At 68.3% G+C, this 24788-nt stretch carries 25 protein-coding genes; 16 read left to right on the top strand and 9 right to left on the bottom strand.

Annotated features, from left to right (window positions below; all coding sequences use genetic code 11):
- Positions 1 to 88 precede the first annotated feature (88 nt).
- Positions 89 to 862, bottom strand: a complete 774-nt coding sequence (locus IEX72_RS09275) for a hypothetical protein (protein WP_188787101.1) — start codon at positions 860 to 862, stop codon at positions 89 to 91.
- Positions 863 to 1502: 640 nt separating this feature from the next.
- On the opposite strand from IEX72_RS09275, the gene radB reads away from it, so the two are divergent.
- The gene (radB, locus tag IEX72_RS09270) at positions 1503 to 2198 is read left to right on the top strand and encodes a DNA repair and recombination protein RadB (protein WP_188787100.1); all 696 of its coding nucleotides are present in this window, start codon (positions 1503 to 1505) and stop codon (positions 2196 to 2198) included.
- Between the two features lie 29 nt (positions 2199 to 2227).
- On the opposite strand, the gene IEX72_RS09265 is transcribed toward radB, so the two are convergent.
- Positions 2228 to 3373 carry a CBS domain-containing protein gene (locus tag IEX72_RS09265; protein WP_188787099.1) on the bottom strand — a complete coding sequence of 382 codons (1146 nt, stop codon included), beginning with the start codon at positions 3371 to 3373 and terminating at the stop codon, positions 2228 to 2230.
- Positions 3374 to 3545: 172 nt separating this feature from the next.
- On the opposite strand from IEX72_RS09265, the gene IEX72_RS09260 reads away from it, so the two are divergent.
- The 5 genes from IEX72_RS09260 (at position 3546) to IEX72_RS09240 (ending at position 8405) form a co-directional block, all read left to right on the top strand.
- On the top strand, positions 3546 to 4151 hold the full coding sequence (locus tag IEX72_RS09260) for a gluconate 2-dehydrogenase subunit 3 family protein (protein WP_188787098.1): 606 nt from the start codon (positions 3546 to 3548) through the stop codon (positions 4149 to 4151).
- On the top strand, positions 4141 to 5757 hold the full coding sequence (locus IEX72_RS09255; protein ID WP_188787097.1) for a GMC family oxidoreductase: 1617 nt from the start codon (positions 4141 to 4143) through the stop codon (positions 5755 to 5757). The genes IEX72_RS09260 and IEX72_RS09255 overlap by 11 nt, the downstream gene beginning before the upstream one ends.
- 370 nt (positions 5758 to 6127) lie before the next feature.
- A complete protein-coding gene (gene hisC / locus IEX72_RS09250; protein ID WP_188787096.1) occupies positions 6128 to 7225 on the top strand; it encodes a histidinol-phosphate transaminase in 1098 nt (365 codons plus the stop codon).
- On the top strand, positions 7222 to 7791 hold the full coding sequence (locus tag IEX72_RS09245) for an adenylate kinase family protein (protein WP_188787095.1): 570 nt from the start codon (positions 7222 to 7224) through the stop codon (positions 7789 to 7791). The genes hisC and IEX72_RS09245 overlap by 4 nt, the downstream gene beginning before the upstream one ends.
- On the top strand, positions 7788 to 8405 hold the full coding sequence (locus IEX72_RS09240; protein ID WP_188787094.1) for a CDP-alcohol phosphatidyltransferase family protein: 618 nt from the start codon (positions 7788 to 7790) through the stop codon (positions 8403 to 8405). Before IEX72_RS09245 ends, IEX72_RS09240 begins: the two co-directional genes overlap by 4 nt.
- Before the next feature lie 32 nt (positions 8406 to 8437).
- Here the strand turns inward: IEX72_RS09240 and IEX72_RS09235 are convergent, their stop codons facing one another.
- Positions 8438 to 9094: an HVO_2922 family protein gene (locus IEX72_RS09235; RefSeq protein WP_188787093.1), complete on the bottom strand. Its 657-nt coding sequence runs from the start codon at positions 9092 to 9094 to the stop codon at positions 8438 to 8440.
- 164 nt (positions 9095 to 9258) lie between these two features.
- Here IEX72_RS09235 and IEX72_RS09230 point away from each other — a divergent pair, with 164 nt between their 5' ends.
- On the top strand, positions 9259 to 9708 hold the full coding sequence (locus IEX72_RS09230; protein WP_188787092.1) for a UPF0179 family protein: 450 nt from the start codon (positions 9259 to 9261) through the stop codon (positions 9706 to 9708).
- Between the two features lie 66 nt (positions 9709 to 9774).
- On the opposite strand, the gene IEX72_RS09225 is transcribed toward IEX72_RS09230, so the two are convergent.
- On the bottom strand, positions 9775 to 10593 hold the full coding sequence (locus tag IEX72_RS09225) for a M14 family metallopeptidase (protein ID WP_188787091.1): 819 nt from the start codon (positions 10591 to 10593) through the stop codon (positions 9775 to 9777).
- A 60-nt stretch (positions 10594 to 10653) separates the two neighbouring features.
- On the opposite strand from IEX72_RS09225, the gene IEX72_RS09220 reads away from it, so the two are divergent.
- Complete coding sequence (locus IEX72_RS09220) at positions 10654 to 11148, top strand: DUF309 domain-containing protein (RefSeq protein ID WP_188787090.1); 495 nt, start codon at positions 10654 to 10656, stop codon at positions 11146 to 11148.
- Between the two features lie 287 nt (positions 11149 to 11435).
- Entirely contained in the window at positions 11436 to 13331 is a 1896-nt protein-coding gene (locus IEX72_RS09215) for a vanadium-dependent haloperoxidase (RefSeq protein ID WP_188787089.1), read from the top strand.
- 19 nt (positions 13332 to 13350) lie between these two features.
- Here IEX72_RS09215 and IEX72_RS09210 read toward each other — a convergent pair whose 3' ends face one another.
- From IEX72_RS09210 to udk, 3 genes are all read right to left on the bottom strand, one after another.
- Complete coding sequence (locus IEX72_RS09210) at positions 13351 to 14394, bottom strand: AIR synthase family protein (protein ID WP_188787088.1); 1044 nt, start codon at positions 14392 to 14394, stop codon at positions 13351 to 13353.
- 73 nt (positions 14395 to 14467) lie between these two features.
- Positions 14468 to 15364 carry an alpha/beta fold hydrolase gene (locus IEX72_RS09205; RefSeq protein ID WP_188787087.1) on the bottom strand — a complete coding sequence of 299 codons (897 nt, stop codon included), beginning with the start codon at positions 15362 to 15364 and terminating at the stop codon, positions 14468 to 14470.
- A complete protein-coding gene (gene udk / locus IEX72_RS09200) occupies positions 15361 to 16053 on the bottom strand; it encodes a uridine kinase (RefSeq protein ID WP_188787086.1) in 693 nt (230 codons plus the stop codon). The genes IEX72_RS09205 and udk overlap by 4 nt, the downstream gene beginning before the upstream one ends.
- A 279-nt stretch (positions 16054 to 16332) precedes the next feature.
- Between udk and IEX72_RS09195 the strand changes: the two genes are divergently transcribed.
- Entirely contained in the window at positions 16333 to 17715 is a 1383-nt protein-coding gene (locus tag IEX72_RS09195) for an ABC transporter substrate-binding protein (protein WP_188787085.1), read from the top strand.
- A 268-nt stretch (positions 17716 to 17983) separates the two neighbouring features.
- Positions 17984 to 18727, top strand: coding sequence for a DNA polymerase sliding clamp (locus tag IEX72_RS09190; protein ID WP_188787084.1), 744 nt, complete (start codon positions 17984 to 17986; stop codon positions 18725 to 18727).
- 48 nt (positions 18728 to 18775) lie between these two features.
- Here the strand turns inward: IEX72_RS09190 and IEX72_RS09185 are convergent, their stop codons facing one another.
- Positions 18776 to 19366 (bottom strand): DUF7474 family protein, encoded by a 591-nt coding sequence (locus IEX72_RS09185; RefSeq protein WP_188787083.1) that lies wholly within the window; start codon positions 19364 to 19366, stop codon positions 18776 to 18778.
- Positions 19367 to 19806: 440 nt separating this feature from the next.
- Between IEX72_RS09185 and IEX72_RS09180 the strand changes: the two genes are divergently transcribed.
- The 4 genes from IEX72_RS09180 to IEX72_RS09165 all read left to right on the top strand — a co-directional run bounded on the left by IEX72_RS09180 (position 19807) and on the right by IEX72_RS09165 (position 23590).
- Positions 19807 to 19956, top strand: a complete 150-nt coding sequence (locus IEX72_RS09180; RefSeq protein WP_188787082.1) for a hypothetical protein — start codon at positions 19807 to 19809, stop codon at positions 19954 to 19956.
- Positions 19957 to 19963: 7 nt separating this feature from the next.
- Positions 19964 to 21331, top strand: a complete 1368-nt coding sequence (locus IEX72_RS09175; protein ID WP_188787081.1) for a glycine cleavage T C-terminal barrel domain-containing protein — start codon at positions 19964 to 19966, stop codon at positions 21329 to 21331.
- 199 nt (positions 21332 to 21530) lie between these two features.
- Positions 21531 to 22196 (top strand): helix-turn-helix domain-containing protein, encoded by a 666-nt coding sequence (locus tag IEX72_RS09170; protein WP_188787080.1) that lies wholly within the window; start codon positions 21531 to 21533, stop codon positions 22194 to 22196.
- A 260-nt stretch (positions 22197 to 22456) separates the two neighbouring features.
- Entirely contained in the window at positions 22457 to 23590 is a 1134-nt protein-coding gene (locus tag IEX72_RS09165; RefSeq protein ID WP_188787079.1) for a DNA primase, read from the top strand.
- Positions 23591 to 23636: 46 nt separating this feature from the next.
- Here the strand turns inward: IEX72_RS09165 and IEX72_RS09160 are convergent, their stop codons facing one another.
- A complete protein-coding gene (locus IEX72_RS09160) occupies positions 23637 to 23831 on the bottom strand; it encodes a DUF7472 family protein (RefSeq protein WP_188787078.1) in 195 nt (64 codons plus the stop codon).
- A 118-nt stretch (positions 23832 to 23949) separates the two neighbouring features.
- Between IEX72_RS09160 and IEX72_RS09155 the strand changes: the two genes are divergently transcribed.
- Complete coding sequence (locus IEX72_RS09155) at positions 23950 to 24765, top strand: SWIM zinc finger family protein (protein ID WP_188787077.1); 816 nt, start codon at positions 23950 to 23952, stop codon at positions 24763 to 24765.
- Positions 24766 to 24788 lie beyond the last annotated feature (23 nt).

Below are 24788 nucleotides of genomic sequence, written 5' to 3'. Positions count from 1 at the left end.
GAGCATACGAACCCGCAAGTTGGCTCCGTGGGCGGGTAAGCGATACCCCCAGCGTGAGGAAACCCCGGTGTTCACGCCGGGGAGGATGTCATTCAACGCGGTCGGTGTCGGCGCCACCGGCGCCCCCGTCGTTGCCCTCTCGGTGAGCCGCGAGCGCCTCCCCGACGGTGAGTTCGCCCGCGGCGACCCGTCGAGCCAGCCCCTCGTCGATACTCCGGTCGTCCTCGGATGCCTCCCGTGACCGGTCTTTGATCCGCTGCAGTTCTCCGGGTGTGGGGTCGACGTCCCGGGAGTCGGTGACCTCTCCGGAGCGTCGCGCGATGTTGACCGCCGCGAGCACGTCGCCCATCCCGCGCACACCGGTTCCGAGGTACGGGGTCGTCCCAGTTTCGTCGACGACTTCCACCGTGCAGTCGTTGAGGTCGTTGACAAGCTGTGCGCTCCGGAGCCGCGCGCCGTCACCGACCCGGATCAAGGGGTCGGGGGCGTCGTCGGTCTCGCGCCGGACGACGGCCGCCACCTCCGACAACGGGACCTGAAACGCCGCGAGAACGGTCCCGCCGGCGAGCACCGCGATCCCGGGCCGGGGACCGGGGTCGATGCCGACAATGGTCCGGCCCTCTTCGCCCCGGAGAACCGAGACCGCCTCCTCGACCGCCCGGCGGCCTTCCCCCGCCGCTGCGACCACCGCCGCCACGCCGACCGGGAGCGGACTGCCCTCGTCGGCGGCGTGGATCACGATCCGGGTCCCGTCGGGGAGGGCCGCGCCCGGCTCCCGGGTGGTGAACGCGACGCCGCGGTCCCGCAGCTCCGCAACCACGTCGTGGTACACCTCGAAGTCCTCGGTCGCGACGACGATCACTGTGTTTCTGTTCCGGTCTCGGAGCAAAAAGCTCCGTCCGTATCGGCGGGCGGTGAGCTCGGAACCGGATACGACAGCGAACAGCCGGCACATCCCATCCCTGCGCCGACGTGCCGGGCAACCGCGACCCGACGCGGGGCCGATCTCAGATCACGCGGAGCGTGGTCCCTTGACATCCTCCCCGCGCTAAAGCACTGTCTCTTACGCATAAGTCCACCAAGTTCCAAACAGACGTTTCAGACGCTGTCGACCCCAATCTACACTCAGAAGATCGAGGTAAGGAGTGAGTCGGGCGGTGATCTCGGCAGTCGGGGGTTACTGAACACGGGTAACCAAGATCGCCAAAATCGGTCCATAACGGTATAACGCCCGCAGATATCGATATTTTGCCCGAAGTAATCGACCTCGGCAACAACTCGGTTTGTGGGTAAGAGACAGCGCTAAACCACGGGGCTTTTTCCTCGATTCTCCGTAATCCATGATAACATCCGGGGCGCGCTCGGGGTACCGTTCCGTTGGGGGTGGAACTGCCGGGACCGGTGCGAATAAGCCCTCGGAGTCCCCCGCGCTCGGAGACCAGAACGGTAGGTTCCGCCCGCGGACCGGGGGGTTTTTCGCCGGAGCCGCCGGAAACCACGGCGTGTCCGACGCACTCACCACGGGGTGTCAGTCGATCGACGACCTGCTGGGGGGCGGGTTCGAACGCGGGACCGTGACCCAACTCTACGGGCCGCCCGCGGCCGGGAAAACAAACGTCGCGCTCTCCGCCGCGGTCAACGTCGCCGCTGGCGCCGGGACCGCGGTCTACATCGATACCGAGGGGCTGTCGCCCGACCGGTTCCGGCAGCTCGCAGCCGCTGTCGCCGGTGACAGTCACTCGATCGAGGACGTGACCTCGCGGCTGATCGTCTCCGAGGCCCACGACTTCGCGGCTCAAGAGGAGGCGGTCCGCGACGCCGCGGAGTTCGCCGAGCGCGCGGAGCTGATCGTCCTCGATAGCGCCACCGGATTCTACCGGCTGGAACGCACCGGTGACGCCGACGCCGGCGACTCCCTCCGCCGGGTCGCCAAACAGGTGACGCACCTCCTCTCGCTCGCGCGGAAACACGACCTCGCGGTGGTGATCACGAACCAGGTGTTCACCGACCCAGACACCGACCGTGCGACCGCGCTCGGCGGCCACACGCTCAACCACTGGACGGGTGCGGTGCTCCGCTTGGACCGGTTCCGCGGCGGGAACCGCCGGGCCACGCTCGAGAAACATCGGGCGAAACCCGCTGGCGACACCGCGACGTTCGAGATCACCGGCGACGGGGTGACGAGCGTCGAGCGGTAGGGAATCGAAACGGCGGGTCGGTGGCGCGCCTACAGCTCGCCGAGCTTCCGGAGGAGCTGGCCGCGCTGTTTCTCGTCGGCGTTGACGCCCTTGACTTCGAGGACGTTGCGTTCGAGCTTGTCGAGTGCGACGTGGAACGCGTGTTCCGCGCCGTACCCCTCGCCACTGCCGCCGACCTGTCCCCGGTTCGTTCGGAGCCGGATCTGACACCGCATGAGGGGCGTCCCGCGGAGCTTCTCTTTGTGCTCGTGGAAGCGGACGTGGGCGTGGAGCACCTGCATCTTCTGGTACTTGTCGACCACCGCGGTGATCGACTCCACGACCTCCTCGCGGGTGAGCGTCTCCAGGAGGCGGACGTTCGTGATCTGGACGTCCATGTGCTCCTCCTCGGTGAAGGTGAGCGCCCGGAGCACATCGGTTTTGGTGACAATCCCGTGGACCCGCTGGTCGGACGCCTCAGGCGTCACCACAAGCCCGGAGACGTCGTTGTCGAACATCCGCTCGACGACGGCGTCGACGGTCTCAGCCGGAGTCGCGGTGACCACCGGATCGCTCATGAGGTCGTAGACGGGCAGATCTAACATCCGGTCGAGGTCGCCGCGACGGTCGCCGCGGCCCTGACGGCTGTCGTCCCGGACCACGAACTCGACGAGGTCGTGGGTGGTCACGATGCCGATGAGCGACCCGGTGTCCTCGTCAACGACCGGGAGCCGGGAAACACCGTGCTCGCGGAGTTTGTTGATGACCTGCCCCACGTGGGCCTGCTCGCCGACGCTGACCACGTCGGTCGTCAGGATGTCCCCGACCGTGATGGCGTCGAGGTTGTCGAGGACCGCGTGGAGGATGTCGTCGGTGCTGACGACGCCGTAAAGCTGCTCTCCCTCGAAGACGGGCGCGACTTTCACGTCGCCCTCCACGAGCATCCGGGCGGCCTCCCGGACGTCCTCGTGGCGGTCGATCCGGGGCGCAGATTTCATGACAACGGAGGCTTTGGTGTCGTCCTCCATGCGGGAGCGGACCAGCTGTTTCTCTCCGATGACCCCGGTGTAGTCGCCGTCTTCGGTCACGACAATCCCCCGGGGGTTTTCGCGCTCGAAAATGGCGCGGATCTTACCCAGGCGTTTGCCCGCATCGACGGCGACGAAGTCAGGAGTGGCAATATCAGTAATATTCATCGTGGAAGCAACCTCCGCTTGCGCGTACGCCGGCGACCGTCTTGAAACCTCGTCTCGTTCTCACAGACCACACACGTTGCCGGGTGAAGTCGGGAGTGAGCGGTCCGCTCGCGGTCCGTCGCCCGAGCGCCGAAAGAAAATCCATAAGTTTAGGCCACCCTAATCTGTCGGTGTGGAACTGACACGGCGCGACGCGGTGGCGGCGCTTGCTGCCGTCGGCGTGACGGTCGGCGGGGGCGTGCTCGCCGGCCGGTTCGACCCGCCGAGAGCCGACAGGGTTAGCCACGACTCGGACGGTGGCGCCGGCACAGAGGTGTCGCTGTCGACGGGCGTGCTTGACCTCCTTGACGCGGCCGCGGAAGTCGTCTACCCTGACGGCGTCGAAAACCGTCGGTCGTTCGTCGAGTCCTACGTTGTCGGCCGCGTCGCCGAGCGCCCGACGTACCGCGCGGGGCTTCGTGAGGCCGCCGCCCAACTCGACGCCGTCGCCCGCGACTGGCACGACACGCCGTACGCCGACCTCGACGCCGACACCCGGGATCGGCTCCTCCGGGAGTTGGGGGTCGAAACCGCCGACCCCGACCCCGAGGGACCGATTTCCGACCGGATCCGGTTCTACGTCGTGAACGACCTGCTCTTTGCGTTTTATTCGTCGCCGGCGGGGGGCCGGTTGGTCGGCATCGAGAACCCGACCGGCCACCCCGGCGGGATCGAGAGCTACCAACAGGGGTCGATGCCATCCGGGCGCGAGGGGTCCGGGGGAGCCAATGAGCGCTGACCTCGACGACGGCGGTGTCGGCGACGGCGTCGACCGAACCGCTTCGTCGCGCGCGGACGTCTGTGTCGTCGGCTCCGGGCCGGCGGGCGCGCTGGTGGCGCACCGACTCGCCGAGGCGGGTGCGGACGTGGTCGTGCTGGAGGCCGGCCCACGCTTCGACCCCGCCGACCGCCGTCGCCAGCAGGAACAGCACATCCGGCCGGGGATGGACGACCCGTGGGAGATGGGTGGCCCCCGGGACGCCTACACCGACGCCGGGCGGGGATATCCGTTGAACGCCGCCCGCGTGAAAGGTGTCGGCGGGACGACGCTCCACTGGCAGGGGATGGTGATGCGGCTCCACGAGCGGGATTTCGAGTTGGAGTCGAGACACGGCGTCGGGACTGACTGGCCCATCGACTACGCGGACCTCCAGCCGTACTACGCCGCCGCCGAGCGCGCTTTGGGCGTCGCAGGCGCCGCGGACAACCCCTACGCGCCACCGCGGGCGGAGCCGTTTCCCCTCCCGGCGTTTCCGCCCTCGCACTCGGATTCGCTGTTCGCGCCGGCGTGTGAGCGCCTCGGGATCGATATGCATTCGGTCCCGAACGCGCGCAACTCCGAACCCCACGACGGCCGCGCGTCGTGTCAGGGGTACGGGACGTGCAAGCCGGTCTGTCCCTCGGGCGCAAAGTACACCGCCGAGTCCCACGTCGCGAAGGCGGCCGAGGCGGGCGCCCGGGTCGTCGACCGCGCCGCCGTCCAGCGGCTCGAACACGACAGCGTCGGCGACTGGATCGAGGCCGCGGTGTACGCGACGCCCGACGGGACCGAGCACCGGCAGGAAGCCGGCCGATTCGTTCTGGCGGCCGGCGGCGTCGAGAACGCTCGCCTCCTCTTGCTCTCGGCGTCCGGGCAGTACCCTGGCGGGTTGGCGAACTCCTCGGGCGCGGTCGGTCGGTTCTTCACAGACCACCTGTTCGCGGGCGTGGGCGGTCGACTCGACGAACCCACCCGGCAGAACCACGTCGGGTTCAACACCAGCGAGACCCACCAGTTCTACGACGGTGACGACCCCGTCGAGGGGATGAAGCTGGAGTTCCTCAACTACGCCGGTCCCTCGCCCGTGATGGAGGCGCTCGGCGCGGAGACGTGGGGCGATGACCTCCTGGCGCAACTCGACGCCTCTTACGGCACCCACGTCGCAGTTGGGGGGCTTGTCGAACAGCTCCCCGACGCCGACAACCGGATCACGCTGGACCCGTCGGTCCGCGACGACCACGGCAACCCGGTCCCGCACGTCGAGTGGTCGCTGTCGGAGCGGACGCGCGATGCGATCCGGCGGGCCAACCAGATTCAACGCGCGATTCTGGAGGAACTCGGCGCCGACATCGCGTGGACCGTCGGCCCCGACGCCACCGGCCCGGCGTCCCACCAGATGGGAACCACGCGGATGGGCGCGGCTCCCGACACCAGCGTGGTTGACGCCGACTGCCGCGCCCACGACCTCCGGAACCTCCGGATCGTCGGGTCGTCGACGTTCCCCACCGGCGGCGCCATGAACCCCACGCTCACCATCGCCGCACTCGCGCTCCGGGTCGGCGAATCGATGGCGGAATCGTTTTGACATCCTCCCCGCGCTAAAGCGCGAGGATTCCCCGAAGGGGATATTCAGGTTGCGCGTTTCCTCGGGTCTCAAGTACGCTTTCGCGTGGAACGTCAGCGGTAGCCGTCCAGTTGTGACCAAGGACGTGCGTTGCAGCGCGTACAGCCATGTCAATGGGGCCTTCCTCCCCGCATACAGCGGGCGTCAACAGCGTGGAACGACGTTCCACGAGCAATCGGGCGTAACCGCGCTCCGATGTCGGGTGGGAACGGAACGTGGCTCCGGTGGTCACCGTCGCATCCGTCACGACACAGCAGTCGAGCACGGTTGCTCCCCCACCTACACGGTAAGAGACGGACCCTTCAAGTCCCGCGGGCGACTGGATACGCGTATGCAACCGAGGGACCTCTCCGAACACGAGGCGTACGTACCCGGCCGGGGCGCCGAGGAGGTGGCCCGCGACCTCGGGGTCGACCCCGAGGACCTCATCAAACTCTCCTCGAACGAGAACCCCCACGGGCCCAGTCCCGCCGCCGTTGAGGCAATTGAGGCCGCCGCGCCGACGGTGAACGTCTACCCGAAAGCCTCCCACACCGACCTCACCGACCGGATCGCCGAGAAGTGGGGCCTCGGCGCCGAACAGGTGTGGGTCAGTCCCGGTGCCGACGGCGGAATCGACTACCTCTCGCGGGCGTTCCTCGACCCCGGTGACGCCGTGTTGGTCCCCGACCCCGGCTTCGCGTACTACTCGATGTCGACACGGTACCACCACGGCGAGGTGACGACCTACCCCCTCGAGAAGTCCGCGGACTTCGAACAGACCGCCGCGGGCATCCTCGCGGCGTACGACGGCGAGCGGATCGTCCACGTGACCACCCCGCACAACCCCACGGGGTCGACGGTCTCCCGCGACGAACTCCGGGAACTCGCAGAACGCGTCGACGACCACACCCTCGTCGTCGTCGACGAGGCCTACGGCGAGTACGCGAAGGCCCCATCGGCGGTCGAACTCCTTGAGGAGTACGACAACCTTGCGGTGGTGCGGACGTTCTCGAAATCCTACGGCCTGGCCGGACTCCGGGTCGGTTACGCCGCGGTCCCCGTGGCGTGGGCCGACGCCTACGCCAAGGTGAACACGCCGTTTGCCGCCAACGAGGTGGCGTGTCGGGCCGCCCTCGCGGCGCTCGACGACGACGACCACCTCGAACTGTCGGTCGACACCGCGCGGTGGGCACGGGAGTACTACCGCGAGGAGCTCAACGCCCCCACCTGGCCCTCGGGCGGGAACTTCGTGCTGTGTGAGGTCGGTGACGGGGCCGCGGTCGCGGCGGCGTGCCGGCGCCGCGGTGTGATCGTCCGCGACACCGCGAGTTTCGGGCTCCCGGAGTGTGTCCGCGTTTCGTGCGGCACACGAGAGGAGACGAAAGACGCCGTCGAGATCCTCAACGAGGTCGTCGCCGAAACCCGGGCGGAGGCGTCGGGGCCGTGACGACTGTCGCGCTCGCCGGAACGCCCGGCACCGGAAAGACCACGGTCTCGGACCTCGCCGCCGGCCGGCTCGGGGTTGAGGTGGTCCACCTCAACGACGCGATCCGGGATGCGGGGCTGTTCTCCGAGCGCGATATCGAGCGCGACTCCCTGGTCGCGGACCTCGGCGCTGTCGAGGCGTGGCTCAATGACTACCGTGCTTCCGACACCCAGAGCGGCCACAACGGCGACGACCACGGCGGAGGCGGGGTTAACCTCCTCGTGGAATCGCACCTCGCGCACCTGCTCGACGCCGATCGGGTGGTCGTCCTCAGGTGTCACCCCGAGTCGTTGAAACCCCGGCTCCGCGACCGCGGCGAATCGGAGGCCTCAGTGGCTGAAAATGCGGAGAGTGAGGCGCTCGACCAGATCCTTGCGGCGGCGGTCGACCGCCACGGCCGGGAGTCGGTGTGGGAGATCGACACCACTGACCGCGCGCCCGAGGCGGTCGCAGACGACGTCGCGGCCGCGATCCGAGGGGAGACCGACCCCCGCGTCGGCGTTGTCGACTTCATCGAGTACCTGTGACCTTAGACCAGTACCGCGACCTCGCTGACCGGCTGTTGGGACCGTTCGTCGCCGCCGCGGAGCGGTTGGGGTTGACGCCCGACGGCGTGAGCGTGATCGCGTTCGGGTTTGCGGTCGCTGCGGGAGTCGTGTTCGCGATTGCCTCCCCGCGCTGGTACGTCCTCGGCGCGATGTTCGTGCTGGCCAACGGGTGGTTGGACCTCGTCGACGGCGCGCTCGCCAGAGCACAGGATGTCGCCAACGACGGCGGGGACCTGCTCGACCACGTTCTCGACCGCTACGCCGACATCGCGATGCTCGTGGGGCTGGCGGCCGGGATCGACGCCTACGCGCTGGGGCTTGCAGCGGTCACGGGAGTGCTCATGACCTCCTACCTCGGGACGCAGATCCAGGCGGTCGGGCTAGGCCGGGAGTATGGCGGGTTGGTGGGCCGCGCCGACCGCCTCGCGCTCATCGGGGTCGGCGGGCTCGTCGCTGCCGGCACCCGCGCGATCCCCGCGGTACCGGCCCGCTTCGCCGGGCTCGACGTCGTCGGGTGGCTGCTGGTCTCCTTCGCGGTTGTGGGGCACCTCACCGCGCTCCAGCGGTTCCGCGGCGCGTGGGCCGACCTGTGACTCGTGTCTGAATGGATCCCACTGGCGCCCTGTCAGTGCTCGACGCCTTCGACCGGTGCGCCCGGGCAGTTCTGCCGAACGCTGCGGAGCCCCTGTGTGGCCTTCTGCTTGGAGGCGTAGCCTTGACCGCCGTCGGCGATGATGTTGCCGTTGTCGTGGCGGAGCCGCCACCGCCACTTCCCGCCGGTGTCCTCGAAGATCTCGAAGGTCGCACTGCTGCCGCCCTCGGTGGCGTCGGGTTCGGGATCGTCCGTCGAGTGGTCCTCGATGTACGCGCCGGGAGCGTTGGTGCGGACGCTCTCTAACCCTTGTGTGGCCTTCTGCTTGGAGGCGTACCCCTCGCTGCTGTCGGCGATGATGTTGCCGTTGACGTGGCGGAGCCGCCACCGCCACTGTTCGGCGCTGTCCTCGTAGACCTCGAAAGTGGCCTTGCTGGCGACGACGTCGGCCTCGACGTCGCCGTTCTCTCTCTCCCACGTCATCCCGATTCCGACGCTGACGGTGTCGCGCTCGCGCTCGACGTCGACCTGGAAGTCGGTGTCGGTGGGTGGATCGACTGTGACGGTCCGGTCTTCGTCGACTGCGACGCGGTCTCCCCGCCCTAGCGCCGCCGCCAACCGACGGAAGTACGACGCGATGCCGCGTCGGGTTCGCTCCCGTTCGGAACCGTGGATGGTCTCTTCGTCCATACCGTACACATCGGCCAACGGACACCTAATAGTACGCCCGCGGCGCCGAACGCGTCCGCCGGTGGACCGACGTCGGTCACGGGCCGGACGGACAGCGGTTCCAGCCGGGACCGCCGCCCGCCCGACAGTACTGTTATCCGCACGGATCGAATAGGTGCGAACACATGTCTAACGTCACGCTCATCGGCGACAGACTCGCGACGCCCGGGGCGGAGTTCGTCTACGAGGGTGAGTCGCCGGCGTGTGAGGGCTGCCCCTACCGGCAGCAGTGTCTCAACCTCACTGAGGGCGTCCGCTACGAGGTGACGTCGGTCAGGGAAAACGGCCAACTCCTCGATTGCGCCGTCCACGACACCGGGGTCCGCGCCGTCGAGGTCGAGCCTACGTCGATGACGGTCAACGTCGCCTCGAAGGGCGCCTACGCCGGGAGCAAAGTCCAGCTTCCGGGGGGGTGCCCCCACACCGAGTGTCCGAGCCACGAGTACTGCGTCCCCGACGGCGCGGAGTTCGACACCGAATACCGGATCGACGACGTCCACGGCGACCCCCCGCACGAGTTCTGTTCTCTCGACCGCGACCTGACACTCGTCGAGTTGGCGCCGCCCGAGGAGTAGCGTCGCTTCGGGACGCCAAGCCACCGACGCCAATGGCTTCCCCCGACTACACCGGCAGTCCCCCGGCTACGCCAGCGTCCCGACCCGATCTGCGGCGTACCCGAACACCTCGTCGTAGCCGTCCGCCGAGAGCAACACCGGATAGAACTCGGTGTCGGCACTGACGGTGTCGCCGTCGGCGGCGGCCACCCGGTCGCCCGGCGCGACCCGCTGGAAGTTGTCGACGAACACCCGGTACTTGTCGGCGGGACCTTTGGGGATCCGGTCCAGCAGCTCGAACACGACCACCTCGTCGGCGTCGCGCCGGCGGAGCGACAGTGGCGGGTCGTCGTCGCCCGAAACCGGCGCGGGCAGCACCCCAGTCGCCGACAGGAACGCCCGGAGGATCCAGTAGGCGTTTGTCGCCGCCTCCGCCGTGCCCTGGAGCCCGCACTCGACTTCGACGGTGTGGGCGTGTTCGATCAGCCGCCCCGCGGAGAACCGCCCGGTCTCGACGAGATACTCGGTGGGGAGGTGCGGACAGATCGACCGCGCCACGGCGCCAACCTCGTCGACTAAGGCGAACGGCTCGGCGTACGACTGCGTGGAGTGTAACGACAGCACCGTCGTCTCTCGGATCTCCCGCGCCAGGTCGTGGGCCAGCCGCCGCTCGTGGGCCTCGGCCTCGGGGTCGCCGGGAAACGCGCGGTTGAGGTCCTCATCGAGGTACCGGACGCCGGCGTTGAGGGCCTCTTCGTTCGCCACAATCAGTTTGACCGGCCGCTCGACCGCCGGATCCTCGCCGACGAACCGCTCGACCGCCCGCTCGCCGCAGGGTTCGTCCCCGTGGATCGCACCGACGACCGACACCTCGGGGGTGCCGTCCCCGAGCTCGTAGATTCGCATTACCGGCACTCAGGCGCCGAGGGGTGAAGTCTCTTTAGTTGTGGGTCCGAACCGCCAGCCATGACCGACCACACTCGTGACGACACCGTGGGGCCGCCGACCGCCGGGGAGCCCGCCGGGTGGGACCCCACCAGGGCGTCGTCGAACGGGTGGGAACACGGCACGCTCCGGCGGGCGACCGTCCACGGCGTCCGGCTGTACAACTCGGCGGCGTACCACGAATCCCACGACTGTTTCGAGGACGAGTGGTACAACTACGGGCGCGGAACCACCGAGAGCGCGTTTCTCCACGGGATGGTCCAGGTCGCGGCGGGCGCGTACAAACACGTCGACTTCGAGGACGACGGCGGTATGCGGTCGCTGTTCCGGACCGCGCTGCAGTACCTCCGCGGCGTTCCCGACGACTACTACGGCGTCGATGTCGCGGACGTCCGGCGGACCCTCGACGCAGCGCTCTCGGACCCGACCGCGCTCAACGGGTGGCGGATCGAACTCGACGGTGTGCGCCCGGAAGCCCGGACCGAGGACTACGACCACGCCCACGCGCTCGAGTAGTACACCCCGGATCCCCCACCCCTCTGCACCGTCCGGATCCCCCACCCCTCTGCACCGTCCGGATCCCCCACCCCTCTGCACCGTCCGGATCCCCCACCCCTCTGCACCGTCCGGATCCCCCACCCCTCTGCACCGTCCGGATCCCCCACCGCCTCCCCCCGGAACACGCGCCCGCTGTCTGACCGGTTCGACCACCGGCCCAACCGGTCCCGTGCGCCTCATTTCTAGTAACCTAGACAACACTTATCCGTTGTTGATAACACATATCACACTCGGAGGTTCCAACTATGGGATCGAACGACCCCGATACGAGCGTCCCCTCGGAGTTCGAGGACGTGCGAAAGAGCCGCGCCGAAGCACAGACCGAGACCTCAGCGGAGTGGACCTCACCCGACGAACGGCGGCGGAGCCACAGGGAGCGGGCCGTGGGGTCGTTCACGAAACTGCTCGAACACGACCCCGACACGGGGCTTTTGACCCCGGACGGCGTCGAGCAGTACGAGACACTGGTCAACGGGATCACCCACAACGACGGGAGCAAGTTGGACGCGGTCGAGCGACCCGACAGCGACCGGAAGTGGATCAGCCCCCGGTCGTCGAACGCGGGGTCGATGAAGGGCGCACACCCGTCGGTGGTCGGCGACGCACACGGCGACGGCGAGATGCTGGCGCCGTGGGGGGTCGACTCCGCCGAACTGGTGGTCGAACAGGTGGAAGCGTACCTCTTCGCCGCCTGTCGGGACGTCGCGTTCCGTGAGTACGGTACCGGCGAGCACACCGACGACGCCGACGCGTTCGACGCCATCGACAGCCACGGGTCGATCACGCGGTGGGCGGCCGACCGCCTGAACGACGTTTTGGCGGTGGTGGCCGACTCCGAGGACCGCTACGACACCCCGGTCGAGGTCGCGGAGACGCTTCAGATCCCCACCGCCGACACCGGCGGCGTGACGCCGGGGACGCTGTTCAGGGGCTACTCGCGGGTGGCGGATCCGGACGGTCCGGACGACACCACGGGACAGTACCACTCGCAGTTCCTCCTCCAGCGGCTGTATCCACTGTTCCCGTCGGGGTGTGCCCCGTACGTCGCCGGGCTCACCGGCGTGACGGACCTCGATCTGGACGCGATCGCGTTGGAGCGGCACGTCCCGATCGCCAACCGGCGGGAGTTCGGCGTCACCGTCGACGACTACGTCGCGATCCGGAACGGGGCGATCCCCGAGGAGTTCGTCGAGGACGACTTTGTCGCCGACGCGGGGCGCTACCCCTACATCGGTCGGGACATGGGCACCCACGTTCACACCGACGGGCCGTACCAGGAGTACTACCGGGCGGCGACGGTGCTGCTGTTCTGGGACTTCCCGCGGGCGTCGACCTCCCCGTACGTCGGCGGCTCACCCAACGAGGCCGACGGCGTCACGTTCGGCCCGGTCGACCCGTTCGCGATCGTCGGTGCGGTGGCGTACGAGGCGTTCAAAGCCGCCTGGGCGCAGAAGTGGCGGTCGTTCCGACGGCTGCGCCCCGAGGCAGTGGGCGGGCTCGTGGACCTCGAACAGCGCCGGGCGCAAACCCCGCTCGGTGACGCGGTCCTCCACGACGCAGTCGAGTCCGACCCCGTACAGGACGTGCTCGACGTGGTCAAAGAGCACAACCGCCGGCAGGCCGAACAGGGGTTCGTCGACGCGGCGTCCGACGCCGAAACGATGTTACTCGGGCAGATGTACCCCGAGGGCTCGCCGACGCACCCCGCCTACCCGTCGGGCCACGCGACGATGGCAGGGGCGGGCGTGACGGTCCTCAAAGCGCTGTTCGACGACGATACACGGATCGCGACCGACGGGGTCGGGATGCGGCCGGTGGCCATCGATCCGGACGATCCGACGTCGCACGTGTTCGTCGACCGCGGCGACCACTTCGACCCCGCGGTGGCCGACCAGACCGTGGGTTCGGAACTCGACAAACTCGCCTCGAACATCGCCCACGCCCGGATGTTCGGCGGCGTTCACTTCCGGTCCGACGGCGAGCGCGGCATCCGGCTCGGCGAGCAGGTCGCGATCCGGTTCCTCCAGGACCACCTCCGAGAGTACCCCGAAGGCGAGTTCGGGTCGCGCTTCGAGTTCACCAACCGGGACGGGAACCGAGTCACGGTGACGGCACACTCGATCGACATCAACGCGCCCTGACTCCCCCCGGCCCGGTCGGTCAGGCCGCGTCGGGGTCGGACCCTCGGTCGCTCGCGGCCGCCAACTCCTCGTAGGCCGCCCACGTTGGGTCGGTCTCGGGGTGTGTGACCGCTTCGCCGTCGACAACGACGCCTGACCCCCGCTCGACGGTCCCCGCGACGCCGACAGCGGTGTCTTCGGCATCGAGCGCGTCGCGGACGGCGGCGGTGTGTTCGGGGTCGACCGCGATCACGAGCGTCCCGCCCGTGCCCGCCGTCCAAGGGTCGATCCCCACCGCGTCGCAGGTCTCGCGGACCCCCGGGCGGATCGGGACCCCCTCGGTGGAGACCTCGAGGCGGACGCCAGCGCTCCCGGCGACTTCCGCGAACGCGCCGTAGAGCCCACACTCCGTGGCGTCGTGCATCGCGTGGACGCCGCCGTTCCCCGCCGCGCTCACCGTCATCGCGTCCCGGACGCACGCCGCCTCGTCGAGACGGGCCTGCGCGGTCGACAGCGTCGGGTCGTCGAGTCCGATCGCGTCCGGGAACAGCGTCGAGAGCAGTCCCGTGGTCTCGACTGCGGGGCCGTTCGTCACGAGGATCTCGTCGCCGACGCGCGCGCCGTCGGGCCGGATCACTTCCCCGTGGTCTCCGACCGCGATCGCGGTCGCGCCGCCGACCCACGGGAACGAACACCCCGCGTACCGGGCGGTGTGGCCGGTGACGATCGAGACTCCGAGTTCCCTGGCCTCGTCGTCGATTGCGCCCCACACCCGCGAGAACGACTCGTCGTCCATCTCCGGGGGGAGCGTGAACGCGATCGCGAGATGTGACGGCGCGAGCCCCGAGACGGCGACGTCTGCGAGCACGAAATCCACCGCGAACCGGCCGGCGCGCTCGAAGCCGAGCGTCGGGAGAATCGAGACCGGGTCGGCGGCGATCGCGACGGCCGTCCCCCCGATGTCGAGCAGGCCGAAGTCGACACCGTGAGCCGGGCCGATCGATACGTCGTCGCGGTCGGCGCCCAGGTTCGGGAGGACACGGTCGGCGAGGAACGTCCGGTCGGCCTTACCGAGGTTCGGCATACCTTCCCGTCCGTCCGTGCGGGTTTGAAGATGGCGTTCGCCCGGCCGGGTGCGTCTGTCGGAGCCGGTGCGGTCACGGCTCGTCCGCGATCTCGAACTGCCGCGTGAGCTGGTCGACAACCCGTCCTGGGTGTTCGTGGTGGAGCCAGTGGGTGGCGTCCTCCCAGAGCACCAGCCGACCCCGGTCGCAGTACGCCGAGCTTTTCGCCGCCAGTGACCGCCGGAGGAACGCGTCTTCAGCGCCCCACAGCACCAGAGTCGGGGGGTCGACCCGGTCACGACGGGGCCGGGCGTTCTCCCGGACGACCGCGCGGTACCAGTGCACCATCGACCGGTAGGCGCCTGCGACGTTCCACGCTCGGCGGTACCTGTCGAAATCGACTGTGTCGAACGCGCCCGGGCGGCTGGTGTCCGCCATCGACTCGACCGCGATGCGCCAGTTGTCGAACCGGGCGGCCGCCTCAGGGAGCCACGGAAGCTGGAAGAAAAGCGCGTACCAACTCCGGAGGAGCTGTCGGGGGTCCGAAACGAGTGCGCGCCGGAACGCCGTGGGGTGCGGGACGTTGAGCGCCGAGAGCGTCCGCACCCGGTCGGGGTCGTGGAGCGCGAGCCACCACGCGACGAGGGCACCCCAGTCGTGGCCGACGACGTGGGCGTCGGCGGCACCGACAGCGTCGAGGAGGCCCGAGATGTCGCGCGCGAGCGCGTCGGGGCGGTACGCCGACACGGGGCGGGGCTTGTCGCTCCGGTTGTACCCGCGCTGGTCGGGGGCGATCACCCGGTACCCCGCCGCGGTAAGCGGCCCCAGGAGGTCGTGCCACGCGTACCAACACTCGGGGAAGCCGTGGAGGAGCACCACCGGCTCGCCGTCGTCGGGCCCGGCGACGACCGCGTGGAGGGTCACCTCGCCGACCTCGAGAGACGTCGCGGTCCCGGGGCAGTCCGTTTCCGACAGCTCGAGCCCGTTCATCCCTCGGAGTCGGTCGCGATTCGGTCCCCGAGTGACTCCTCGATCGGTTCGCGGTTCGACCCCCCGCTGGCGGTGCCCGTGACCGCCGCGCGGACCCGCTCTTCAAGAAGGCCCACCGCGACGCTGTTTGCGCCCTCCGGGACGATGAGGTCCGCGTGCTTTTTCGTGGGTTCGACGAACCGCTCGTGCATCGGTTTGACCGTCGAGAGGTACTGGTCGATCACGCCCTCGAGGTCGCGGCCGCGGTCGATCACGTCGCGTTCGATCCGTCGGAGAATCCGGACATCGGCGTCGGTCTCGACGTACAGCCGGAGGTCACACAGCTCCCGGACCGCGTCGTCGTAGAGCGCGAAGATCCCCTCGACGAGGACGACCTCCGTGGGTTCGACCCGCGTTGTCTCGTCGGTCCGGTTGTGGACCTCGAAGTCGTAGGTCGGCATCTCGACCGGGGAGCCGTCGAGCAGCGACGACAGCTGCTCGCGGACGAGTTCCCACTCGAACGCCGAGGGGTGGTCGTAGTTGACGCCCTCGCGCTCCTCGAACGGGAGGTGGCTCAGGTCCTCGTAGTAGTTGTCCAGCGGGATTCGGGTGGCGGCGTCGCCCACGCTCCGGGCGACCAGCCGCGCGACGGTGGTTTTCCCCGCGCCGGTGCCGCCGGCGATCCCAATCACGAACGAGGGGGTCGTCATCTACCACTCACACCACGTTCGGGACGCTTCACACTGACGGTTCGCGCCACCGGCCGGCTCGGGGTTCCCGATACTCGACAGATCCCGGATGCGGTTCGGAGTTGCCGCCGCGACCGAGCCTGAAAAACGGGAACATATCCAGGGTGAACCGCCTCGGGGTCAAGCCCCGTGGCATTCGCCTCGACAGCCTGTAAAACGACAGTTGCCGACCACCGAACCCGGCGAGTGCCCAGTGTCGAAACGGATACATTTATAACGGGAAAACCCGACCCCGTGTATATGGCACGTGATATCGATCGGCGTGATTTCGTCAAGCGCGTCGGCGTCGCGGGCGCGATCGGTGCATCAGGACTGGCCGGCTGTATCGGGAGTCCAGACGATGGTGGCGACGGCTCCGGCGAGGACGACTCCGGCGAGGACGGTAGCGAGATGACCGAAACCGACTCTGGGAGCGGTGGTAGCGCCGAGGGCCCCGGCGGCCTCGTCGTCATCGGGTATCCCGAAAGCGGGATCCAACTGTTCCGTGACTACTACAGCAGTTCGGACGGCAGCGAGGAGATCCTGGTGTCAGACGGCCTCCGCGATCCGGCGATGCCAGGCCAGGTCGGAAACGATATGCCGAACGTGACCGGGACAGCGCCCGCCGCGGGCGGGCCGAGCCAGGAGGCGTTCAACGACCTGTTCCAGGACGCGTACGACACCTCCCCCGGTATTTTCACCTCCCAGTCGTACGACTCGGTGGCGATCCAACTGCTCGCGAACGCGGCCGCCGGCGAGAACAGCGGGACGGCGATCCGCGACCAGATGCGGAACGTCGCCAACCCCGGCGGAATGGAGGTCACCCCCGGCAACCTTGTCGAGGGGGTCGAGGCCGCCGCGAACGGCGAGGACGTCAACTACCAGGGGGCGTCGTCGGCAACGAACTTCAACGAGGCCGGCGACCCCGCCTCCGCGGCGTACTCCATCTGGGAGTTCAACGCAGACGACGAAGCCACAGACAACGTCGCGACCGAGAACTTCGAGGGCGGGAGCCCTGACGGGTCCGGCCCCTCGGCCGACAGCATACCGGGCGGAACCGACCGCGAGATGTCGGTGGGGATCCTCCTGCCCGAAACGGGCGACCTTGCGTCGGTCGGCGGTCCGATGATCCAGGCCGCACAGCTACCGGTCACGCAGGTCAACGACGCCAACCCCGCCGGGCTCTCGGTGAACGCCCAACTCGAAGACACCCAGACGTCGCCGAGCGCCGGGACCGCCGCCGCCGAGTCGCTGGTGAGCGCGGGCGTCCCGAGCGTCTGCGGGTCCGCCTCGTCGGGCGTGAACGTCCCGGTGTCACAACAGGCGTTCATCCCGAACGAGATCGTCGGCTGTTCGCCGTCCTCGACGGCGCTGTCGGTAACGGATCTCGAGGACAACGACTACATCTTTCGGACGGCGCCCTCCGACCTCCTCCAGGGGCGCGTGATGGCGGCGGTGATGTCCGAGCGGCTCGGTGTCGACAGCGTGTCGGTGCTGCACGTCAACAACGACTACGGCCAACAGCTCGCCGGTCGGTTCGCCGAGACGTTCGACGGCGACGTCTACCACCAGCTCGCGTTCAACATCGGCGAGTCGTCGTACACCTCTGTGATCGACACGGCGCTATCGCCGCCGGACAACTGAGGCCGCGGCGACGCTGCGACCCAACCGTTCTGTCGGCAAGAACTGCTACGCCGTGGGTCCGTCGGCGCGGTGGGTTGTTTTCGACGACCGCATTAACCGAGGCCGGTCTCCGGGAACGCCGCCGGAAACGCACGGTCGGATCTGGCGTATTTTGGGTTGACGGCGCCCAAAACCTCCAAACTGCGCTGACCAGCGCCGGGTCGGCTGCGCGCGTGCGCGACGTGGATATCAGGAGTATTTTTAAGCCCGATGGCGTACCAGACTCCATATGTTCAAGGCCATCGTGGGTGCGTCGACGCTGCAGGACGCACTCGACTCGGTGAGCGTGCTGGTTGACGAGTGCAAGATCCGGCTCAACGAGGACGATCTCTCGATCCGCGCCGTCGACCCCGCGAACGTCGGGATGGTAGACCTCACGCTCGACGCCGCCGCGTTCGAGTCTTACGAGGCTGACGGGGGCGTAATCGGCGTCAACCTCGCGAAACTCGAGGACTTCGTCGGGATGGCCAGCGGCGACCAACTCGTCGAGCTCGAACTGGACGAGGAGACTCGGAAACTCAACATCCGGATGGATGGCCTCTCCTCGACGCTCGCGCTGATCGATCCCGACTCTATCCGACAGGAGCCCGACATTCCCGACCTGGATCTGGCGAGCGAGATCGTCCTCGAGGGCGCCCAACTCGACCGCGGGATCAAAGCCGGCGACATGGTTTCGGATCACGTCCGGCTCCGAGTCAACGCCGACGCCGAGGCGTTCCACATTGAGGCCGAAGGCGACACCGACGACGTGGACTTCCAACTCGACGCCGACGACCTGATCGCGCTCACCGCCGGCGCCGCCGACTCGCTGTTCTCGCTGGACTACCTGAAGGACATGAACAAAGCCATCCCCAAAGACGCCGAGGTCACGGTCGAACTCGGCGAGGAGTTCCCGGTGAAGGTCCACTACGCGGTTGCGGAGGGACAGGGCAACGTGACGTACATGCTCGCCCCGCGGATCCAGAGCGAGTGATACGCGGGGAGACCGTCGCGACCCACCGCACTCCCGCCGGCCTGGCGCTCACCCACGGTGACGTGTGATCACGCGCTTTGCGGCGTCGGCCTTCTCCTTCCACCCGTACCCCGACTCGTAGACGTGGCGCTTCGTGTCGACGAGCTCTCCCGGTGTTGACTCCTCGAACCCGCCGCGGGTCCACGCCCCGCTGTCGTGGAGCCACTCGACGACGTTCTCGCGGGTCTCGGCCCACGATAGCCCCACCATCTCGTACCACGCGATCATGGCGAAGACGGCGTTGTCGTGACACCCGGGAACGCTGCCCTGTCGGTAGATGGTTCGCATCGGGTCGCGGGTCGGCTCCGACACCTGCTCTCGGAACTCCTCGGACGTCCGAAGCCGGAGCACGTCGTTACGCTCGGTGACTCGCTCGTCGCGCTGCAACCGTTCCAGCGCCGCGCGGTGGAGCGCGCCCCACTCGCCGTCAACCGCATCGTAGAGCGCCCGCTCCTCGGTCGGGCCGGCGGTCAGCTCCGCGACGATGTCGGTGTAGGCCCGCTCGATCTCCGGCCACGCGCGCCCCTCGAACTCACAACCGGCGTCGTGGAGGCTGCTCGTGGCCCGGCAGTCGGGACACGGGTAGTCGAACTGCGGCACGGCCTGAGCCAGGACGCGCCGCGTCTTAGGTGACACGGTGCCGGGCCGTCGGTGCCGGCCGCCCCGGCGACGGTCACCGTCCCGGTTTCCGTGTTCGTGACACACCAGACCCCCGTTTTGCGACCCCAATATAAGCGGATTAAACAATTAAGCTACAGAGCCATACAGATCCACCCACTCTCTTTAGGTGTATGGCACAGAGCACTCATACGGAGCGAGACAGTGTGGCCGAACCGAAGTTCTACATCCCCGCCGGAGCGGGCCCGTCATTCGTCATCGACCGGGTTGAGGGCGTCTGGGTAACGCTCTTCGATCACCAGGTCGGGGTGGAGTGACGCCTGCAGTGGTCGCAGGACCGCCCGGAGCCGCGACCCTGATATAAGTGGGTTAATCGTTTAAGATACAGACCGATACGAGTTCGGCGCCTCCGACTGTAGTGTATGGCGCAGCACACCCACGCGGAACGCCAAGACAGCGCGACAGAACCGGAGTTCTACACCCCCGCCGGGGCGGGGCCGTCGTTCGTCATCGATCGGGTCGAGCGCGCCTGGACGACACTGTTCAACCACCAGGTTGGACCGCTGAACTAACCCCCCTATGTCCGGACACGACCCCCATCCGAACCATTCCAGCGTCGACCAGTCGGACCGTACCGTTCCGCGGAACCTCCGGCAGACGGGCGACGCGGACATCGATCTCGTCATTTCGACCCGGGTCCGGAAGTCGCCGTTCTGGCACCTCTCTGTCGAGGAAGGCTGCCACGAGGCGACGGTGTACAACCACATGTACCACCCTCGGGCGTACATCGACCCCGAAGACGGCGGGGCGGAAGCCGAGTACGACCTGCTGGTCAACGACGTCGCGCTGTGGGACGTCGCAGTCGAGCGTCAGATCCGTGTCGAGGGGCCGGACGCCGAGGCGTTCGTCAACCGCGTCATCACGCGGGACGCAACGGATATTGACACGAAGCGCGGCAAATACGCCATCTGCTGCAACCAGGACGGCGGCATCCTCAACGACTTCGTGCTGTTGCGCCCCGACGAGGACGAGTTTTGGTTCTCCCTCGCCGACGGCGACCTGCTGCAGTGGTTGCAAGGGATCGACTACGGAACCGGCTTCGATGTCGACATCGACGAGATCGACGTCTCGCCGATGCAGGTCCAGGGTCCGAAATCCCCCGACGTGATCGAGTCGCTCATTGATGCCGCGGTCGAAGATGTTCCGTACTACGGCCTGCTGGAGGCGACGATCGGCGGCGTCTCGGTGTTGGTGAGCCAAACCGGGTTCTCCGGCGAGGCGGGATTCGAGATATACGTCCGTGAGGCGACGGAGAACGCCGAAGCGGTCTGGAACCCGGTGCTCGAAACGGTCACAGACCACGGCGGTGCCGCGGCGCCGGTCAACGGCCGGCGACGGATCGCCGCCGGCATCCTCTCGTTGGGCCAGGACATGGACCACGAGATGTCGCCGTTTCAGGTCAACCTCGGCTACCAGGTCCCCGACGACAAGAACGCGGAGTACGTCGGGAAAGCCGAACTGGAGCACCAAAAGAACGCGATCGAGGACAGCGAGTTCCCGTTTACCCACAAACTGGTCGGGCTGAAGATGGCGGGCGAGCCGATCATCGACTGGGCCTCGGACTTCTGGATCATCTCCGACCCCGAGACCGGCGAGGAGTGCGGCTACCTGACGTCGGCGGGGTGGAACCCGGACCTCGAGGCCAACGTCGCCCTCGGATACGTGCCGGCGGCGAAACTGCAGGCCGCGACCGACGTGCCGCTCGACGACTCGGTCTACAACGCGGACATCGACTTGGAGTTCGCGGTTCATCTCCCCGACGAGTACGCCGAAACGCCCGGGGAGCCGGTCTACGCGACGGTGGCGGAAGTCCCGTTCAAACAGTCCGAAAACCCCAGCGCCCGTGAACAGGCCAAGATCCACTCCGGAGACGGCGGAGACGAGTGACCGCCGGCTCGCCGACGGGACACCGTGACGACCGCGTAGGCCACAGTCGCACCCGCGACTCACGCGGTGGGTTCACGACCGACCCAGTTAAGCCGTGCCGCGGCGATCGATACAATCCACCTCCCACGTGTCGACGCGTCGGACCGACCTGCGCCCGAGTGTCCGATGTCGAATACGACTCCGGATCCCTCACACCACCATGACTGATATCAAGGCGGTTGTTCGAGCCGAACACCCCGACATCGTACTCACCGGGACAGTGGCGCACGACCGGACCTCCAACGTCTCGTCGGTGTCGGAGGCCGGAACCGACCCGACGTCGGGGAAGTTCTTCTATCGGATCGAATCGGCTGATTTCGACCGGTTCGAGCAGGGACTCCGGACCGATCGGACCGTCGGTGCGTTCGAGCGCGTCATCGAAACACGGGACGAAGAGGCGATCTACAGCTTCGAGTACACCGACGAAGCGAAGCTCCTCTCGCCGGTTGTCTCGGCCGCTAACGGGGTGATCCTCGACATGAAAAACGACGGGCGCGCGTGGATCCTGACCATCTGGGCGCCCGACCGCACGGATCTGGTCCACCTCTGGGAGTACGCACAGCAGCACAACATCGATATCGACCTCCTGCGCGTGAACGAGTACGACAGCCTCGGGAACACCGACGCCGGGCTGACAGACAGCCAGCGGGAAGCGCTCCTTGTCGCGTTCGAGACGGGGTACTTCGAGGAGCCGCGGGACGCGACGCTCGGGGACCTCGCAACCGAACTGGATATCTCACAACCCGCGGCTAGCGGCCTCCTCCGACGCGGCATCAAGCGACTCGTGATCTCGTCGCTGGTGGACGACAGCGACACGGCGGAGTGAGCGTCGGCGAAACCGTGGGGCACTGCCGGCGTCGACAACCACAACAGCTCCGAGTGGTGTGGCCGCCACGTGCGTTCTTTGGTGTCCTCCCCCCGGTCGTGTTTAAGTAAGCGATAGCCGGCCGGAAAGCCGCCCTCGGGCGGGACTGGAAGGGGTTTCAATTTCGTCTCGCTTGTTCTCACCGATTGCACGCCTAATTAATCGGTACTATCGCTCCGACCGCCGTGTTTATTCGCCGGCGCCCGCAACAATCGGCACCGATGGATCCGCGCTACGCCCGGTATCCGTTCTTCGAGGGGGCCCGCGAGGCCGTCCGCGAGGCGGAGCTTTCGCCGGCCGCCTTAGTCCGGGACGGCGCTCCGGCGGTCGAGCGCGGCCGCGAACGGGTCGAACGCGCGCTGATGGAGGGCACCGTCGCGAGCGAGACACCACGCCGGTGGGACACGGACACCGAGGTGCTTTCGTACCCCATTGCGCGGATCCTGGTGTCGCTGATCGACACGCCCGCGGCCGTCGAAAAGTACGCCGTCGCGGAAGCGGCGACCGCTCGTGAACGGTTCGACGTCGACTTCGCGGCGGACGATGACCTCGGGCGCGCCGGCCGTGCCCGGGCGTCTCACGGGGAGGTGCTCCGGGAGTTCGACATAGCGGACGCGGTCCGCCCCGAACGCGCGGAGCCGCCCGGATCGGAGCGACGCGGCGCCTCGAGTCGCCGGGAACCAACCCACTACTGGGTCGGCCTCGGGTCGTATCTGGATCTCGCCGAGGCCGGGTGGGGGCAGCGGTGGCGGCTGGTCAACCGCGAGGTGGCGGCGGGGGAGGTCCGGGTGACCGCCGGGGGCCTCTCGCGGCTGCTCGAAGCCGCGGTTGAGCGCCGCGTGGCCTCGGGGCTGCCCTTCGAGGTGCGCGGCAGCGACGGCGGCGACGCCATCGCGGCGGCGCTCGCGCCCGCGGTGGCCGACCTTCGGGAACTCCTGAACGACCACGACGCCGCGGGCCGGACGCCGGTCGACGCGGTCGTTCCCGCCCTGTTTCCACCGTGTATGCGCACGCTCCTCCAGCGGGCCCGCGACGACGGCGACCTCCCGACGACCGCGGAGTTCTCGCTCACCTCGTTTCTGGTCGCGCTCGGAATGGACGGCGCGGACGTCCGACGGCTCCTTGACGCCGACGGCGACACCGCAGAACGGATCGGAACCCGGGTGGAGTACCTCGCGGAACGCGACGGCACCCAGTATCCCCCGCCGTCGTGCGCCACAATGAAAGCCTACGGCGACTGTGTCGACCCCGACGACCGGTGTGAGACCATCTCACATCCGCTGTCGTACTACACCGACGCGGTGCGCGAGGCCGGCGACGTCCGCGACTGGCGGGAAGCGGCGGGAGAGGGGTAGGCGTCGGGCTCTCGACCGTGGCCCGCTGCGGGGCCGGGACGCCCGGTCACTCGTCCAAAAAAACGCCGACCGCAGCCATAACCAGGATGAAGAGCACGATCGCGCCGACGAGCACGAGCCCGCCGGTCTCGCCGAGGTCGGGGCCGTAGGTGGCGCCGATGCCGACGAAGAGCGCGAAGAACGCACCGACGGAGACGATGGAGACGACGATTTTCCGGCGCATCTCCGCGTCGATATCCATACTCCGCGTTCCCTTGGCCGTCTCAAAAGGGCTTCGGATGCGGCTTCGTCGGAGAATCCGTCCACCAGGAAGGCTTAGGCGTCTCCGGCCCGTATTTGCTCCAAGGAGGATCCCGGAGATGACGCACCCAGCATACACACCCGCGTCGACCGATCCGGACGGCACCGCGGCCCCCGATCGCCCCGACTCGGATCCCGATCGCACTGCCACGACCGACCGCCCAGGCCGCTCCCGAACGGGACTCCCGGTTGACCTCGATGGCCACGACCACCGGACGTTCCCCGCCGAAGGGTACGACGGCCGGGCGTCTCGTGCCCGGGCGGAGCCGATGGCGGTGTGGCCGCTACGGGACGGCCGCTACCTCGTCGACCGGGAGGACCGTACCTACGTTGTCGACGCCGAGCGCGCGACGTGCACCTGCCCCGACAGCGCCATCCGGGGCGCTCGGTGCAAACACGTCCGCCGGGTCGCGATCGAGATCGATGCGGGGGTGCTTCCCGCGCCCGACGAGCGCGAACGGGCGTGTGCGGTCTGCGGCGGGTCGGCGTTCGTCACCGTCGACGCCCGCGGCCCGGCACTGTGTCCCCGGCACGACCACAACCCCGGCTCCGTTGTCGCCGACCGGGAGACGGGGACGCTGCTCGTGGTCGTCGAATCCGTGGGACAGCGTGCCGACGACGCACGGACCGGCGAAGGACGCCTCGTCGCCGACTACGACACAAACGCGGCGTACGGCCGCCACGAACCGGTGTTCGCCGCGCGGTACGTCGAGGCGCTTCCCACGGGGACGTCCCGTGGTCGTTCCGACGCCGCTACCCGACGCCGGTACCTGTTTCCGGCGTCTCGGCTCCGCCCGGTCGACGCCGACTCGGCGGCTGACCGGCCGACGGATCCGACCCGAGAGCAGCGGGCGTCGCCGGCACGGGCCGGGTAGTTTCGACCCGGAGACGCCCCGGA

The organism is Halobellus salinus (assembly GCF_014646875.1).
GTDB classification, from domain to species: domain Archaea; phylum Halobacteriota; class Halobacteria; order Halobacteriales; family Haloferacaceae; genus Haloquadratum; species Haloquadratum salinum.
This window is presented reverse-complemented; position numbering and strand designations above follow the sequence as displayed.

What these genes read in the sequence shown, in the direction of transcription:
- IEX72_RS09265 (WP_188787099.1), bottom strand. Translation starts at nt 3,373, where the DNA reads ATGAATATTACTGATATTGCCACTCCTGACTTCGTCGCCGTCGATGCG.
- IEX72_RS09230 (WP_188787092.1), top strand. Translation starts at nt 9,259, where the DNA reads ATGTCTAACGTCACGCTCATCGGCGACAGACTCGCGACGCCCGGGGCG.
- IEX72_RS09205 (WP_188787087.1), bottom strand. Translation starts at nt 15,364, where the DNA reads ATGAACGGGCTCGAGCTGTCGGAAACGGACTGCCCCGGGACCGCGACG.
- IEX72_RS09210 (WP_188787088.1), bottom strand. Translation starts at nt 14,394, where the DNA reads ATGCCGAACCTCGGTAAGGCCGACCGGACGTTCCTCGCCGACCGTGTC.
- IEX72_RS09255 (WP_188787097.1), top strand. Translation starts at nt 4,141, where the DNA reads ATGAGCGCTGACCTCGACGACGGCGGTGTCGGCGACGGCGTCGACCGA.
- IEX72_RS09190 (WP_188787084.1), top strand. Translation starts at nt 17,984, where the DNA reads ATGTTCAAGGCCATCGTGGGTGCGTCGACGCTGCAGGACGCACTCGAC.
- IEX72_RS09170 (WP_188787080.1), top strand. Translation starts at nt 21,531, where the DNA reads ATGACTGATATCAAGGCGGTTGTTCGAGCCGAACACCCCGACATCGTA.
- IEX72_RS09235 (WP_188787093.1), bottom strand. Translation starts at nt 9,094, where the DNA reads ATGGACGAAGAGACCATCCACGGTTCCGAACGGGAGCGAACCCGACGC.
- IEX72_RS09195 (WP_188787085.1), top strand. Translation starts at nt 16,333, where the DNA reads ATGGCACGTGATATCGATCGGCGTGATTTCGTCAAGCGCGTCGGCGTC.
- udk (WP_188787086.1), bottom strand. Translation starts at nt 16,053, where the DNA reads ATGACGACCCCCTCGTTCGTGATTGGGATCGCCGGCGGCACCGGCGCG.
- IEX72_RS09220 (WP_188787090.1), top strand. Translation starts at nt 10,654, where the DNA reads ATGACCGACCACACTCGTGACGACACCGTGGGGCCGCCGACCGCCGGG.
- IEX72_RS09180 (WP_188787082.1), top strand. Translation starts at nt 19,807, where the DNA reads ATGGCGCAGCACACCCACGCGGAACGCCAAGACAGCGCGACAGAACCG.
- IEX72_RS09155 (WP_188787077.1), top strand. Translation starts at nt 23,950, where the DNA reads ATGACGCACCCAGCATACACACCCGCGTCGACCGATCCGGACGGCACC.
- IEX72_RS09225 (WP_188787091.1), bottom strand. Translation starts at nt 10,593, where the DNA reads ATGCGAATCTACGAGCTCGGGGACGGCACCCCCGAGGTGTCGGTCGTC.
- IEX72_RS09160 (WP_188787078.1), bottom strand. Translation starts at nt 23,831, where the DNA reads ATGGATATCGACGCGGAGATGCGCCGGAAAATCGTCGTCTCCATCGTC.
- IEX72_RS09215 (WP_188787089.1), top strand. Translation starts at nt 11,436, where the DNA reads ATGGGATCGAACGACCCCGATACGAGCGTCCCCTCGGAGTTCGAGGAC.
- IEX72_RS09175 (WP_188787081.1), top strand. Translation starts at nt 19,964, where the DNA reads ATGTCCGGACACGACCCCCATCCGAACCATTCCAGCGTCGACCAGTCG.
- IEX72_RS09165 (WP_188787079.1), top strand. Translation starts at nt 22,457, where the DNA reads ATGGATCCGCGCTACGCCCGGTATCCGTTCTTCGAGGGGGCCCGCGAG.
- hisC (WP_188787096.1), top strand. Translation starts at nt 6,128, where the DNA reads ATGCAACCGAGGGACCTCTCCGAACACGAGGCGTACGTACCCGGCCGG.